Genomic DNA, 15,417 nt, shown 5'->3' with positions numbered 1-15,417 from the left:
CTTTTCTTTTTGACGGATCTGGGGCAACAATACCCAAAGGGAGGAAGGTGAGCATGAGCATTGAACTCGAAGAAATTGCCGAATTTCTAAAACAACATCATCCATTTACCCTTTTGCCAGATGAAGAGATCGACGCCCTGCCCAAGCGTCTGAGTGCGCGCTATTTCCGCGCTGGCACCAATATCCTTTCCCCCGAACAACAATGCCTGCATCTCTACATCATTCGCACCGGCGGCACGGAAACACGTGATCCAGATGGGCAGCTTCTTGCCCGCCTGTCAGAAGGCGAATGTTTTGGTGTCCGCGCGATGTATCGCAATGGCCGGGCAGCCAATAACATCACCACCCTTGAAGACAGCCTGTGCTATTTGCTGCCAGAAAAGGACTTCCACGATCTGGCGGGCAAGTATCCGCAATTCAATTACTTCTTTGCCCAGATGGGCGGGGATCGCCTGCGCAGTGGTATGCAGCTGATCGAAAACCGTGATGACGACCAGCTCAAACTGATGAGCGTAAAGGTCGCCGACCTGATCGCCCGCGACCTGGTGAGCATCGATAAATCCGCATCCATCCTTGAAGCCGGTCAGCTGATGAGCAAGGAACGCGTTTCCTGCCTTCTGATTACCGAGGGTGAAGACGAAATCGCCGGGATCATGACCGACCGCGATTTGCGTAACCGCGTCGTCGCCCAAGGCCGATCCTATGACGAGCCGGTTACCGCCATCATGACGGCAAAGCCGATTTCAGTGCATCCCGATGATTACGCCTTCGATGCGCTTCTCACCATGACGCGCCACAATGTCCGTCACCTGCCCGTCATGAAGGACGGCAAGGCGGTCGGCATGATTACGACCAACAACCTCTTGGCACGCCAGTCGTTGTCTGCGGTTTACATGGCGGGCCGTATCGGCAAGCTGACTGAGCCAGAGGACATGGCGAAGGTCATTGCGCAGGTGCCCGAACTTCTAAGCCATTTGATCGAAGCTGGCGCAACGTCGCAAAATGCCGGTCATATCGTCACCACACTTTCCGATGCCGCAACCGTCAGGCTGCTGCAACTGGCTGAGGAGAAATTTGGCCCACCGCCAGTTCCCTATGTCTGGATGGCGGGTGGATCGCAAGGACGCCAGGAACAAACCGCCCTTTCGGATCAGGATAACTGCCTGATCCTTGATGATGCGTATGATCCCGAAGAACATGGCGCTTACTTCACCTTGCTGGCCGACTATGTCTGCGACGGATTGCACAAGGTTGGCTATGTCTATTGCCCCGGCGAGATGATGGCAAAGACCGATCAGTGGCGGCAGCCGGTGAGAACCTGGCAGCAATATTTCAACAAATGGATCGAACAGCCCGAGCCAAAGGCGCTGATGCTGTGTTCCGTCTGGTTTGATTTACGCCCGATCCACGGCACCAAAAGCCTTTTTGAAAACCTGCACCGCCTGATCGTCGCCAAGGCTCGCGACAACCGCATTTTCCAGGCCTATATGGTCGGCAATGCCTTAACCCATCACGTGCCGCTCGGCTTCTTCAAAAACTTTGTGATGATCCGGGGTGGCGAGCATGACAGTACCCTTGATCTCAAACACAATGGTGTGGTGCCGATTGTCGATCTGGCGCGCATTCATGCGCTTGCCAACGGGGTTGATGCGGTTAACACGTTTGAACGCCTGCAAGCCGTGAAATCCTTCCCGTCGATTAGCACGCAAGGTGCATCTGATCTGCTCGATGCGTTTGAATTCATCAGCATCACGCGCCTCAAACATCAGGTCCGCCAGATCCGGCGTGGCGATGCGCCAGATAACTTCCTGCATCCCGAAAGCCTGTCTGCCTTTGAACGCAGCCATCTGAAGGATGCATTTTCCGTGATCAAGAACCTGCAAAGCGCGCTTGAACACGCCTTTGGCAAAAGCGGGACCTAGGCCATATGGGACTGCGCCAGAAAATCATCGACAGTCACCTGTATCGCGAATTCATTCAGCGCAAGGCGGTTGGGGCACTTCGCACCTATTACGATGTACCGCCCGCCGATCCGCATCGATCCGTGATGGAAACGGAATTCATCGCCCTTGATCTTGAAACCACCGGGCTTGATCCGAAACGTGACGAAATCGTCAGCCTTGGCTGGGTGATCATTCGCCAGCTTGCCGTCGATTTTTCAAGCAGCGAACATATCCTTGTCCGTCCGTCACAAGAACTGAGTGAAAGCTCCGTCGTTGTTCACCGCATCTTTGACAGTGACGTTGCCGATGCACCTGACATCAAAACAGCGCTTGAACATCTTTTACCGCAGATGGCCGGACGCGTTTTGATTTCTCATCACGCCCCGATCGAACTTGGATTTCTGGGGCGTGCGTGCAAGCAAAGCTTTGGCGCGTCCCTGCATATCCCGACTGTGGATACGCTTGTTCTGGCATTGCGTGACATTCACCGCACGGGTCAGCCGATGAAACCCGGTGCCTTAAAACTTGATAACCTGCGGCGCGGTCATAACCTGCCGCCGTTTCGCGCGCATAATGCACTTTCTGATGCAATCGCCGCATCCGGGCTGTTTCTGGCCCAAATTGCCAAACGTGATCCAAAAGGCGAACTTGAGCTTAACCGGATACTACGCTAATCGGTTAGGAAGGCAGGAAAACTGCCCAAACAAAGATAACAGGGAATTGGGAGCCACGGCCGAATGTATGTCTTTATTTTCACAACGGTTGTCGTGGGCTTTGCCTCGGCCGGTGTGGTCATGCTGTTGTTCCGCCTTTGGGGACGCAAGGCACCGAAATATGTTGTTCCCTTCGTCGCAGCAATCGCGATGTTCGGCTATATGATCTGGGATGAGTATACCTGGTTTGACCGCTATGAAGCGCGCCTGCCCCAGACCATCAACGTGATCCAGACCTTCACCGATGAAAACGTGTTTGCGCCCTGGACCTTGATCAATGCGCCGGTAAACCGCTTTACCGCGATTGACCTTGATAAGGTGATCACCAATCCCGAAGCGCCAGAAGAAAAACGCGTTACCACCCTGCTTCTTAAAAAGGGTGGCGAAACACTGGCCCTGACGCATCTGGTGGATTGTTCGCAAGGACGCCGTGGTTACATCACCCCGACAACCGCTGTTGATGGCAACGGCTTCCCGACCGGAATTGATGAATGGTTTGCCATGAATGCTGGTGATCCGCTGCGTGCGGCCATCTGTTCCTGATCCGAGCAATCAAAACATCAACGTCAAAGCCCGCCAATGGCGGGCTTTTGCATTTTCGGGCACGCCATCAGTTCGCCACTTTGTTCCAATTTTAATTGCGCTATAGTGACTTACGGTCAAGCCAAAGCCACGCCACCCGTTCCCAAACAAGTGAGCGCCCCATGCCCCGAATTCCCCATCGATTTCTTCGCAAATGCCTGACCACACTTGTGGCCCTTGGTGCGATTGGCGCCTTTTCTGGTCAGGCTTTGGCAAAGGAGATCACAGTCTTTGCCGCGGCCAGTCTGACCAACGCGATCAAAGAAGCTGCCCATGCATATGAACAGGCGTCTGGCGATAAAGTCCGCCTGTCACTTGCCAGTTCATCAACGTTAGCACAGCAGATCGCCGCAGGGGCACCCGCAGATATTTATATTTCCGCCAATGAAAAATGGATGGATTGGCTAGCAGATCAGAAGCTGATCAACACCAACAGCCGTCACGACCTTTTGGTGAACAGTCTGGTCCTGATTGCCCCGAACGATAGCGATATTGCGGCATCAAACATCACCGCATCGACCAATCTTCTTGGCATGATCAGCCCTGACGATCGGATTGCCGTTGGCGACCCCGATCATGTTCCAGCCGGCATGTATGCCAAACAGGCACTGACATCACTTGGTCAGTGGGATGGGGTTAATCCGCGCCTTGCACGTGCAGATAACGTACGTGCCGCCCTCGCACTGGTAGAACGCGGTGAAGCCCCACTTGGCATCGTTTATCGCACCGATGCCGATATCTCAGATGCGGTCAAAATCATCGGCACATTCCCGGCTGATAGCCATCCCGCCATCACCTATCCTGTGGCCATGGTAAGCGGCCCGAACGAAAAGGACGCATTAAAACTGCTTCTTTGGCTTTTGGGGGATGACGCGGGCAAGATTTTTGCCGACTATGGCTTTGATCCCATTACACCAATGCCAGCAGGTTTAACCAAGAAATGATCAGTCTGACGCCCGCGGAAATCGAAGCACTGTTGCTCAGTTTGCGTATTTCGGGCGTCGCTGTCGCCTGTGCCCTGCCCTTTGCCATTATCGTTGCGACTGCACTGGCACTTGGCCGGTTTCCCGGGCGGTTCATTCTTGATGCGATTGTTCATCTGCCCCTGATCCTTCCACCCGTCGTCATGGGCTATTTGCTTTTGATCGGGTTTGGCACGCGTGCAGCGCTTGGTGCCTGGCTTTACGAGACATTCGATATTCGCTTTGTCTTTAGCTGGACAGGGGCTGCATTGGCGTCCGCCATTGTCAGCTTCCCGTTTCAGGTGCGCGCCATCAGGCTTAGCTTGGAAAACGTCAATCACGGCCTGTATCAGGCGGCTGAAACACTTGGTGCCGGGCCGATTGACCGGTTCTTTTCACTGACCCTGCCGCTTGCGATCCCGGGCATCATTGCTGGTGCCATCACCGCCTTTGCAGCAAGTCTGGGCGAGTTTGGTGCGATCATTACCTTTGTTTCGAACGTTCCGGGTGAAACACGTACCTTGCCGCTTGCGATCTATACCGCCATTCAGACACCGGGTGGGGAACTTGCCGCCGCACGCTTGGCCGCCCTTTCCATTGGACTTGCCTTTGTTGGGTTGATGTTATCTGAAATCGCCATGCGTTCCATCCGCAAGAGGGCCGCATCATGAGCATCGGCGTTAGAATTGAACACCAGATCAACAAGCTGAAACTTGATGTCGAGTTCAACATTCCCGAACCGGGCATTACTGCAGTTTTCGGCCCATCGGGCAGTGGCAAGACGACGCTGGTCAATATCATCGCCGGTCTGATCAAACCCGATCGCGGCCATATTCAGATCAGCGATCACGTGGTGTTTGAACATTCGCGCAAGATCAACTTGCCCGCACGTGAACGACGCATTGGCTATGTGTTTCAGGATGCCCGCCTGTTCCCGCACAAGACCGTTCGCGACAACCTTTATTATGGCGCACGCCGCAACCGCCACAAATTGCCGCAGGAAGAACAACAAGCCATCCTTGATATGTTGGGCATTACGCCCCTGATGGGACGACGCCCCAATAATCTGTCGGGTGGGGAAAAGCAGCGTGTGGCACTTGGTCGCGCCTTGCTGTCCAATCCGGATATTCTGTTGCTTGATGAGCCGCTATCGGCCCTTGATCATGCGCGCAAGGAAGAAATTCTTCCCTATTTCGAATGGCTGCGCGATCACCGTAAAATCCCGATCCTGTATGTCACCCATGCGATTGATGAGGTCGCGCGCCTTGCGGATCATATGGTCGTGATGGATCAGGGCAAAACGCTGGCAAGTGGATCGGTCTTTTCGATGCTGGGCCGTACTGATCTTGCTCCGCTCGCCGGGCGGTTTGATGCAGGCACCGTGCTTCACGCCAAAATCGCCAGCCGCGATCCAAAGGCCGAGGTCAGCTTCCTGGACTGTGCCGGGCAGCGAATTGTTGTTCCCTATCTGGGCCGGCCGGAAAACAAGAATGTCCGCCTGCATATCCGTGCACGTGACGTCATGGTTGCCCGAACGCCGCCTGCTGATATCAGTGCGAACAATGTCATCCCGGTCACAATCACCAACATTCACGATGAACCGGGCGATACGATTGATCTTGGCCTGTGTTTTGGTCATGACGCAGACGCATCGCTTTTGGCGCAAACCAGTGGTCGACCGATCCTGCATGCAAGGATCACGAAATGGTCGTCATCACGCCTGCGTCTTGGCCTGCATCAAAAGGTCTATGCCGTGATCAAATCGGTCACCGTCAATGGTCCGCTGCGCGATCAATAAACGCTGCCCCGATCCAAGATGAACCGGGGCAGTAACCACCAAGCTATCACGGATGCTGATACGCGTTTGGTGCGGGCCAATTCCAGCGGTCCTGCAAGGCCGGATCAGTTGCATAAATCTCGACCTTCAGCGGATAGCAGGCCGCCTCATCACTGGAATGCCCGGTACTGCAATCCCCACCGGGACAGGTCGACAAATTACCCAGCAGATCAATCTCGGCAAACATTTCAAGATAATCGCCCGGCCGTACCGGGCTTGCTTTCATGAAATATTGATGGGTGTCACTTGTAAAACCCGTGCACATAAAGACATTCAGCACGTCATGCACATAATGATCAGCTTCCTGCATCGACATGCCGGTTTCGGAACTAAATGCGCGGCACAGGTTGGAATGGCAGCAATGGTGATAATCCTGCCCTGAAAGAAGCCGATTGGTGAAGGGATCACAGCGTGTCCCGATCACGTCATGAACGCTACCGCCATCCGCATCAAACCCATACCAATCCAGGGTATCTTCACTGATCAGCGCCATGGGCCGCAAATAGGGCATGTTTGACCACAGCCGATCCCCTGTGGTGACGTGGGTGCGATGAAGGGCGCGCGTCTTTCCGCTAAAGAACCGTTCCTTCAGATCATTGGCGTTCCAAAGATTAAGGTCACCAACCTGAGGGCCTTCGATACTGACAATGCGGAAGAAATGACCTTTGGGCACACGAAACGTTTTCGCATCGCGCGGCGGAACAATCACTTCGTCGGTCTTGGTCATTGATGCCTTGAACGCGGCCAAGGTCTCAAAATCCGGTTCCGGTAACGTGCCATTGGGGTAAACCACGACCGGTTTGACCGCACGGCGTTCATCGGCGTCTGCCGGAGCGGGATGTTTGCGAAGGGATGTCATAAGGCAACCTCAATCAGGGGAAACTTTCTGACCAATACAATGGCACAGCAGTGTTTGCTGACAACCATGATTATTCTTGTGAAATGACCAAGAAATACTTATCCATTGAGGATGAAAGACCTTCCGCCATTATCCCATATTCCAGCCTTTGAAGCCGCCGCACGGTTTGAAAGCTTTGTGCGTGCTGCAGAGCTTCTTGGCATTACGCCAACAGCTGTAAGCCAGCATGTGAGAGCACTGGAGGAATGGCTTGGCACGCCGCTTTTTGTGCGTAAGGCGCGCGGGGTACGATTGACAAAGGAAGGCCATCTGTTCGCTGCGAGCTGTCAAACAGCCATTCGCGAAATTCGTGATGGTGCTGCCCAAGTCTCCATGCAAAAGACCAAACGCAAAGTTAGCCTTGCCTGTCAACCATCTGTCGTTTCGCTGTGGCTGACATCACGCCTGCCCCACTTCATGGAACAGCATCCTGATATTCAGGTATCCATCGTCTATCCGTTTGGCGCAAGAACGCCCCATGAAGTCGGCGCGGATTTACTGATCTGTCATGGCAAGACGTCACCAGTGTATGGTGAGAAGATCCTTGATGCGGCAACCCGCCCGACTTGTTCGGCAGAGTACATTAAACGAACCGGGCCGTTTGACAGCCCAACAGCATTGCTCGGCGCGCGTCTTTTGCATGATGAAACCGAAGACGCATGGCAACAATGGTTTGGGCAGTATGACATCCCCCTGCCAAGCGCAAGCGCGCCGGTTTTTGGCGATTTCAACTTGCTGATCGGCTCCATTCTGGCTGGCCATGGTGTGGGTCTTTGCCCAACCACCCTGATCGAACGTGATCTTGCCGCTGGAAACCTTGTTGTGCTGTTCGATGACGCCATCGACGAAGACAAATTTTACTGGCTGGTGGGATCTGACGGCCTATCAGAAGATGGCACCGTGCTACGCCAATGGCTGCTGGATCAGGCAACGGCAGCCCCGGCCTAAGCTGTCATATGATCGGTGTGATCAACTCAACCCGATCATGCCAGGCATCCAGATTATCAACAACAAGCTGCGCCATCCCGTCACGGGTTTCAACCGTGCCACTGGCATGGTGCGGATAAAGTACGACATTGGCGAACGCGGCAAAGGCAGGGTCCATATTCGGTTCGTTGTAAAACACATCCAACCCGGCCCCGCCGATGGTCTGGTCGCGCAATGCGTCAATCAGGGCTGGCTCATCAATCACGGAACCACGGGCAACATTGATCACGATGCCGACCGGGCCAAGGGCCGATAAAACATCCTTGTTAATGATCCCCTTTGTCGCATCGCCGCCGGGGCAGGACAGGATCAAGATATCCGCCCATTCTGCCAAATCGATCAGGTCATCAAAGAAGCGATAATCAACATCTTTGGGCGTTCGGCCGAAATAGCCAATTTCAAGCCCGCTGGGCAGTGCGCGCGATGCAATCGCCTGCCCGATCCGGCCCAGCCCGACAATGCCAAGCCGTTTGCCAAGAAGGGATCGGGTCAACGCCATCGGACCGTTTGCCGCCCATTTGCCACTGCGCGCCCAGTCATCACCGGGCAACAATTGGCGCATGGTCGCGTGCATCAACATGATTGCTGTGTCGGCCACATCATCGGTCAGGATATCTGGCGTGGTTGAAACCCGAATACCGCGCGCCCGACAGGCTTCAAGATCAATCAGATCATACCCGACCCCAAAGCTTGTGATCACTTCAAGATTTGGCAATTGATCCATCAGATCAACCGGCACCCCAAAGCGTGCAGACGTCACGATTGCAGTAATCTTGCCCCCGACCTCAGCCAGAAAGGCCGGTTTGTCATCGATCAGATCAAACCGATGAAGGTCATATCGCGCGGCGATCATGGCGGTATAGGCCGGGCGGATATCGGTGATGGCAAGGACTGATCGCGTCATGACGGGGCTTTCAACGAGGCTGCATTCCCGTCAGATTATCTTTCGCCAACTTGTAAAACAAGTTGTTAAATCAAAGAACAACACAATAACAGAAAACCGGGAAGTGCTTGAAGCACTCCCGGTTTTCTGCCCAAAAACAAAGGCAGGCGACGTGTTTGATCGATAAGATCAAACCACTCGCCGTACCTCGGTCAGGAAGCTGCCAATTTGCTTTTTAAGGTTGTCGGATTTCTCGGAAAGATCGCGCGCTGCATCCGTCAAATCAGATGCCGCCGTCCCGGTTTCCTGCGCCCCGCTTGTCACGGTGACGATGTTACGTGACACTTCATCGGTCCCGGTTGAAGCTTCCTGAACGTTGCGCGAAATTTCGTTGGTGGCGGCTGATTGTTGCTCGACCGCCGCCGCAACCGACGAGTTGGCATCATTGACTTCGGAAATGATGTGCGAAATGCGATCAATACCGGCAACCGTCGATGATGTCGCGCCTTGAATGTTATCAACATACTGACTGATTTCACTCGTCGCCTTTGCCGTCTGACTGGCAAGGTTTTTGACCTCGTTCGCGACAACCGCAAAGCCTTTGCCGGCTTCGCCCGCGCGTGCAGCCTCAATCGTTGCGTTAAGCGCCAGAAGATTGGTTTGCGATGCGATGTCATTGATCAGGGCAACGACCGTTGCGATCTGATCGGCGGCCTCGGTCAATTCGCTGACCTGAGTGGTGACCCGTTTGGATGTTTCACCGGCTTCGTTTGCGACAACGGCCGCATTGGAAACCTGTCCGCTGATTTCCCGGATAGAGGCCGATAGTTCTTCGGATGCTGATGACACTGCCTGAACGTTGGCAGAAGCCTGCTCGGCAGCTGATGCCACCAACATCGATTTCTCCGATGCGTCTGAGGCAATCACGGTCAGGCTTTCCGAAGACGCCGTAAGCTTCGTTGCCGAAGTTGAAACTGAATCAACGATTGTCACAACGGATTCTTCGAACATATCGGCGATACGGCGAAAATCATCCGTACGGCTTTGCATCATGCCAAGCGCGCTATTGACCGATTTACTTGCAGTCAGGAACGCGCCCTGCATCCCGGTTTCCATGATCCGGCGGAAGAAACGGTTATCGCGCACCTTTTCCATACAGGCGACTGATTCACGCACATATGCATCATTGCGATCAATCAGGTCGTTGATCGCATTTAGCAGTTCACCAATTTCACCTTTGCTATGGATGTTGGTGATGCGTGCCTCAAAATCCCCTGCGGCGGCCCGCTTGACGATTTCGATGGCATTTCTGATTTCAGCAGTGCTCGATCCAAACATGGCGTTAGCCTCCCAGCGACAAGGTAAATTCGTTGAATGTCTGCTTCTTGGTGGCAAGCATGTTTTTGAGATCAGTATAGGCAGCATCCAGACCATCTTTGGGCGAGGCTGCAGATCGTTCGATCTTTAGCAGATGGTCGTAAAGCGGGATGATGCTGTTCTTGATGATCGCCTTGTCCGGGGCACGGCGGTTACTGTGATAACCAACAACGTTGCCTGATTTGTCACGGCTTGGCGTCATGTGGGCGAGAACCCAGTAAAAATCACCGTTCTTGGAGCGGTTATTTACATAGGCGAATATCTCGCGCCCGTCCTGGATCGTGTCCCAGGCTGCCTTGAACACGGTTCTGGGCATATCGGGATGGCGAACGATATTATGCTGTACACCGATGCATTCCTTTTCGGTGTAACCGGCGAACTTGAAGAACGTCCTGTTACCGTAGGTGATCTTCCCGCTCAGATCTGTTTTGGTCACGATGATTTCGTCTGGCTGCATGACCAATTCTTTGCCAGATAGTGCTACCGAACGCCTGTCACTCATGAGACTACCCCTGATTGCCAACTACTACCCGCACAGTTTCAAATTTGACTAACTTGAAGGTAACAACATACGCCTTTTTCCAAACGTATAGTTGATGCATATCAATAGCGGATAATATTTAATACTAATGGTGTTATGGCAGGAAACTTCAAGCCGATCCGGCCTTTTTTCACAATTTTTTCTGACAGAAGTTTCAATCGAAACAAGCACATCCACAGAACCGGCATGCGGTCGAAGACAACGTCAAAAAAGTTGTGACATTCGGTTGTTTTACACGGAATATGTATGGATCAGGGGTGCAAAGGCATACTGTAAGTATAAGCACCCTTAAATTTTGCGCCCAAGACCCAATCTAGAAGATAGCTCTCCGATAGAGAGGCGAAACGCGCTTCGCCGAAAGACCAGGGAACCTGCTTTAGATGCCGACAATCACACCGTCCGGTGGCATTACCAGTTTGCGTACCGTTCTGATTTCAGTTCTGCTGGTCTTCGTCGCTTTGTGCGTCGGCTTGATCGTCTATCACGAGGATAACCTGCAAAAAGAAGTCCGCGCGGAAACAGACCGCGATCTCGCACGCCTGACGGGTCATGGCCGCAGCATCCTGCTCAACGACATCACTCAATACCGTGACAATCTTTATTTCCTGCATGCAACCCCACCAATTTCCGGACTGACGCGCGCCAACGCCAATGGCGGTATCGATCCCTATGACGGAACAAAGTTCGCACAGTGGAAATTGCGCCTTGAGACGATTTTTGTCTCGATGCTGCAAAACAATCAGGAGATCGATCAGCTTCGGGTTGTTCTGGCCAATGAAACAGGCAAGGAACTTATTCGTGTTGATCGTCTGAGCGGCAAGATTGATGTCATTAGCGGCCAATGGCTTCAGGAAAAGGCAGCAACTGAATATTACAAGGCCTCTGTTGCCCTGAAACCCGGTCAACTTTATCTGTCACGGATCAACCTGAACCGCGAATACGGGCAAATCGAATATCCCATACGACCAACCGTACGCTTATCCACTCCGATCTTTGATGATGCCGGAAACCGGTTCGGTTTCCTGATTATGAATGTCAATGCCAACACACTGCTTGAAGACCTTCGGCGTGAAACAATCGATCAGTTCAACCTGATCCTGACCGATAACGAGGGCTATTATATTGATCATCCGTTGGTTGGGAGCCGTTTTAGCCGTGACCTTGCGCCGGAACACAATTGGCTGACGGAACACAGACTGGATTTCAACCGCGAAGGGTCCGGTGGTATTGCGACAAAGCTCGCCACCAATGAAAGCTTCCCGTTCCATCAGATGACAGTGCAACTGACCGCCGATCCAGAGGCGGTCATGCATGTTTATGCCGTGACCCAGCCAAGTTGGGTTGCTGATCAGCTTTTAAGCCGACGAGTTGCGACATACGGGTTTAGCGGCCTGGCTCTTTTGTTCTTATGTGTGATCCTTGGTCTGTTTACCCGCGGCTATCAAAACAGCATGCACCTTTCTTCGGCCCGTGCGGAATACGAGGCCATTATTAACGGGTCTTCGGCTGCCATCATCGGCTTGGAAATGAACGGTAAAATCACCAGCTGCAACGATGCTGCTTTGTCGTTGCTTCGCTCGTCGCGTGCCAGTGTCATTGGCCAAAACATCGCAACCGTTGGCCTATTTGATGATGTGGATTTCGATGAGAAAATCGAAAAAGTGCGTTCGACCAAGTCATCCGTATCGCTTGAAACAACGTTTGCCGGGCCACGGCATACCGATATTGATCTGGCCGTTACATTTTCACCGATCGTGATCGAGAACCGCGAACTGGCGGGTATCGCGATAATTGCGCGTAACATCACCCGTGAAAAAGCTGCTGAACGTGAAATCAAGGCCGCCAACGCCGCCCTTGAAACAGAAGTTGCCAAGCGGACAGAAGAACTGGCTGAGGCCCACAAAAAGGCCCTTCATGCCAGCGACATGAAAAGCTCCTTCATTTCCCATGTCAGCCACGAAATGCGCACTCCGCTAAACGGGCTAAGCGGCAGCCTTAACCTGATCAAGCGTGAACCGCTTACCAAGGCACAGGCGAAATACCTTGAAATGGCAGAAATCAGCAGCTCGACGCTTGGGACGCTGATTAATGACATTCTCGATCTGTCAAAGATCGAGGCCGGGAAACTTGATTTCGAAAACAATCCGTTTGATCCGGTGGCCCTTTTTGAATCTGTCGCACAGTCATTTTCGATCCGAACCCGCGAAAAGAATATCAGCCTGCTGCTTGATACAACCGGGCTATTGCATGATCAGCTTTATGGCGATGTGAACCGACTAAAGCAGGTTTTAAACAACCTGATCAGCAATGCGACGAAGTTCACATCAAAGGGCCATGTTGCAATTTCTGCTGCAACGCGGGTCGAAGGCGATCGCATCCGTCTTGATGTTTCCGTGGAAGATAGCGGCATCGGGATTGCTGCTGAAAACAAACACAAACTGTTTACCGCCTTCTCGCAAGAAGACAGCTCTGTCGCGACCAATTTTGGCGGCACGGGCCTTGGGCTTTTGATCTGTAAACAGCTCTGCCTGCGGATGGATGGCGATATCGGCCTTGAATCCGAAAAGGGTGTCGGCAGCACCTTCTTCTTCCACATCTATTTCGATGCAGAGAATTCATCTACGCGTGATGTACCTGCTGTTCTGAAAGATAAATCAATTCAGCTTGAGATGAACCAGGCCAAGGCGCAGGAATATGCCGGGCGCATCGTTAAATCGCTTGGCGGCACATTGATCGACACCACCGACAATGATGCTGCATCACCTGATATGGTCATCACCGATTATGCGGGGGATCGCGTTGTTACGTTATGCGCGCGGTTTGAAGCTGGTCATTCAAATCCTGCGACATTGCCAACGATCTTCTTGGTTAAGGGCGAAGACCGCAACAAACCGAACTATGCCGGCCATATCGCAATCCTGACAGTGCCCCTGACCCAGACAGGACTGGTTAGCCAGCTTGACACGCCTGGTGTTCAAACGCCTTCTGCTGCGGCGGCAAAGCCTGCTGACACCATCGCAGAACCAGTCACCGCGCCGGGTTCTGTCATACAAGTGGCGCCCGAAAAGAACAACGCACTGAACCTGTCGCACATCAATGTCTTGATCGTTGATGATAACGACATCAACCTAGCCGTCGCGCGCGGTTTCCTTGGCTCGACAAAGGCCAATATCCAAACTGCCCATAACGGGGTTGAGGCGATCGAAGCGCTTCGGCAGGCAGCAGACAGCAGCAATAACTTCCACTGTATTCTGATGGATTGCCAGATGCCTGGCATGGATGGCTATGAAACCACCAACCTGATCCGAAGCGGCAAGGTCGTCGAAGCCCTTGCCGATATTCCGATCATTGCCATGACCGCCAGTGCGATGTCAGGCGAACGCGACAAATGCCTTGCCGCAGGTATGACCGACTACATTACCAAACCGATCCAAAGCGAGATCCTGATTGATCGGGTCAATCATTGGTCACACCGGCATCTGCCCCATGAGGCTGGCGAATAACGCCAATTAGAAGTAGGGCGCCCCCTATTCCGCCAGATCGCGCATCACTGAAATCAAATCAGATTTCCCTTCAAAGCCTATGCCGGGCAATTCAGGCATGGTGATAAAGCCATCTTCGACCTTCACACTATCGGGGAACCCGCCATAGGGCTGGAATAGGTCGGGATAGCTTTCATTGCCGCCAAGCCCAAGACCCGCCGCGATATTGAGCGACATCTGATGTCCGCCATGCGGGATGCAGCGCTTGGGTGACCAGCCATGGGTTTTAAGAACCTCAAGCGTTCGAAGGTATTCGACCAGGCCGTAAGACAACGCACAATCAAATTGCAGCCAATCACGATCCGGGCGCATCCCACCATAGCGCAGCAAGTTCTTGGCATCCTGATGGGAAAACAGGTTCTCACCGGTTGCCATCGCACCGGGATAGAAATCGGCCAAGGCCGCCTGAAGCTGATAATCAAGCGGATCGCCAGCTTCTTCGTACCAAAATAGCGGATACTCACGCAGCATCTTGGCATAGGCGATTGCAGTTTCGAGATCAAAGCGCCCGTTGGCATCGACCGCAAGCTGCGCTTCCGAGCCGATTTCATCAAGAACCGCTTCGATGCGGCTTCGGTCATCGTCAAGCGATGCGCCGCCGATCTTCATCTTAACAACGGTGTATCCACGGTTAAGATAGCCGCGCATTTCCGCGCGCAAAGCCGACAGATCCTTGCCCGGATAGTAATAACCACCGGCGGCATAAACAAACACGCGCGGATTGACCTCACCCCCATAAGTTTCGGCAAGCAGACGGAACAGCGGTTTACCGGCAATTTTCGCTACCGCATCCCAAACGGCCATGTCCATGGTGCCAACCGCAACGGAACGCTCCCCATGACCGCCGGGCTTTTCGTTTTGCATCATCGCAGCCCAGACGCGATGAGGATCAAGATTGTCGCCCGCATCATTTAGCAGGGATTTCGGATCCGCCTGCAAAACACGGTCGCGGAACCGTTCGCGGATCAACCCGCCCTGCCCGTATCGACCGTTCGAGTTAAACCCATACCCCACCACGCGACGACCATCCCGGACCACATCGGTGACAACCGCGACCAGACTTGCGGTCATTTTTGAAAAATCGATATAGGCATTTCGGATCGGGGACGCGATCGGTTTGGTAACTTCGACGATATCAATAATCTGCATAAC

Annotated in this window: 13 protein-coding genes; 8 read left to right on the top strand and 5 right to left on the bottom strand. The window is 53.3% G+C overall.

What is annotated here, in order from left to right; all coding sequences use genetic code 11:
* Window positions 1-53: 53 nt before the first annotated feature.
* From ACMZ66_RS16180 to modC, 6 genes are all read left to right on the top strand, one after another.
* Window positions 54-1,922 (top strand): DUF294 nucleotidyltransferase-like domain-containing protein, encoded by a 1,869-nt coding sequence (locus ACMZ66_RS16180; RefSeq protein ID WP_416938647.1) that lies wholly within the window; start codon window positions 54-56, stop codon window positions 1,920-1,922.
* Window positions 1,923-1,927: 5 nt separating this feature from the next.
* Window positions 1,928-2,617: an exonuclease domain-containing protein gene (locus ACMZ66_RS16175; protein ID WP_416938645.1), complete on the top strand. Its 690-nt coding sequence runs from the start codon at window positions 1,928-1,930 to the stop codon at window positions 2,615-2,617.
* 63 nt (window positions 2,618-2,680) lie between these two features.
* Complete coding sequence (locus ACMZ66_RS16170) at window positions 2,681-3,199, top strand: hypothetical protein (RefSeq protein WP_416938643.1); 519 nt, start codon at window positions 2,681-2,683, stop codon at window positions 3,197-3,199.
* Window positions 3,200-3,360: 161 nt separating this feature from the next.
* Complete coding sequence (modA, locus tag ACMZ66_RS16165; protein WP_416938642.1) at window positions 3,361-4,182, top strand: molybdate ABC transporter substrate-binding protein; 822 nt, start codon at window positions 3,361-3,363, stop codon at window positions 4,180-4,182.
* On the top strand, window positions 4,179-4,871 hold the full coding sequence (gene modB / locus ACMZ66_RS16160; protein WP_416938640.1) for a molybdate ABC transporter permease subunit: 693 nt from the start codon (window positions 4,179-4,181) through the stop codon (window positions 4,869-4,871). The genes modA and modB overlap by 4 nt, the downstream gene beginning before the upstream one ends.
* On the top strand, window positions 4,868-5,998 hold the full coding sequence (gene modC, locus ACMZ66_RS16155; protein ID WP_416938638.1) for a molybdenum ABC transporter ATP-binding protein: 1,131 nt from the start codon (window positions 4,868-4,870) through the stop codon (window positions 5,996-5,998). Before modB ends, modC begins: the two co-directional genes overlap by 4 nt.
* A 46-nt stretch (window positions 5,999-6,044) precedes the next feature.
* Here modC and ACMZ66_RS16150 read toward each other — a convergent pair whose 3' ends face one another.
* Entirely contained in the window at window positions 6,045-6,896 is an 852-nt protein-coding gene (locus ACMZ66_RS16150; RefSeq protein ID WP_416938636.1) for an urea carboxylase-associated family protein, read from the bottom strand.
* Between the two features lie 111 nt (window positions 6,897-7,007).
* Between ACMZ66_RS16150 and ACMZ66_RS16145 the strand changes: the two genes are divergently transcribed.
* Window positions 7,008-7,883: a LysR family transcriptional regulator gene (locus ACMZ66_RS16145; protein ID WP_416938821.1), complete on the top strand. Its 876-nt coding sequence runs from the start codon at window positions 7,008-7,010 to the stop codon at window positions 7,881-7,883.
* A 4-nt stretch (window positions 7,884-7,887) separates the two neighbouring features.
* Here the strand turns inward: ACMZ66_RS16145 and ACMZ66_RS16140 are convergent, their stop codons facing one another.
* The 3 genes from ACMZ66_RS16140 to ACMZ66_RS16130 all read right to left on the bottom strand — a co-directional run bounded on the left by ACMZ66_RS16140 (window position 7,888) and on the right by ACMZ66_RS16130 (window position 10,684).
* On the bottom strand, window positions 7,888-8,826 hold the full coding sequence (locus tag ACMZ66_RS16140) for a 2-hydroxyacid dehydrogenase (protein WP_416938634.1): 939 nt from the start codon (window positions 8,824-8,826) through the stop codon (window positions 7,888-7,890).
* Between the two features lie 168 nt (window positions 8,827-8,994).
* A complete protein-coding gene (locus ACMZ66_RS16135) occupies window positions 8,995-10,143 on the bottom strand; it encodes a methyl-accepting chemotaxis protein (protein ID WP_416938632.1) in 1,149 nt (382 codons plus the stop codon).
* Window positions 10,144-10,147: 4 nt separating this feature from the next.
* A complete protein-coding gene (locus tag ACMZ66_RS16130) occupies window positions 10,148-10,684 on the bottom strand; it encodes a PAS domain-containing protein (protein WP_416938630.1) in 537 nt (178 codons plus the stop codon).
* Window positions 10,685-11,103: 419 nt separating this feature from the next.
* Here ACMZ66_RS16130 and ACMZ66_RS16125 point away from each other — a divergent pair, with 419 nt between their 5' ends.
* Window positions 11,104-14,226 carry an ATP-binding protein gene (locus tag ACMZ66_RS16125; protein ID WP_416938628.1) on the top strand — a complete coding sequence of 1,041 codons (3,123 nt, stop codon included), beginning with the start codon at window positions 11,104-11,106 and terminating at the stop codon, window positions 14,224-14,226.
* Between the two features lie 24 nt (window positions 14,227-14,250).
* On the opposite strand, the gene ACMZ66_RS16120 is transcribed toward ACMZ66_RS16125, so the two are convergent.
* A complete protein-coding gene (locus ACMZ66_RS16120; protein ID WP_416938626.1) occupies window positions 14,251-15,414 on the bottom strand; it encodes a mandelate racemase/muconate lactonizing enzyme family protein in 1,164 nt (387 codons plus the stop codon).
* Window positions 15,415-15,417 lie beyond the last annotated feature (3 nt).

The organism is Thalassospira sp. (assembly GCF_048059015.1).
Taxonomy (GTDB): domain Bacteria; phylum Pseudomonadota; class Alphaproteobacteria; order Rhodospirillales; family Thalassospiraceae; genus Thalassospira.
This window is presented reverse-complemented; position numbering and strand designations above follow the sequence as displayed.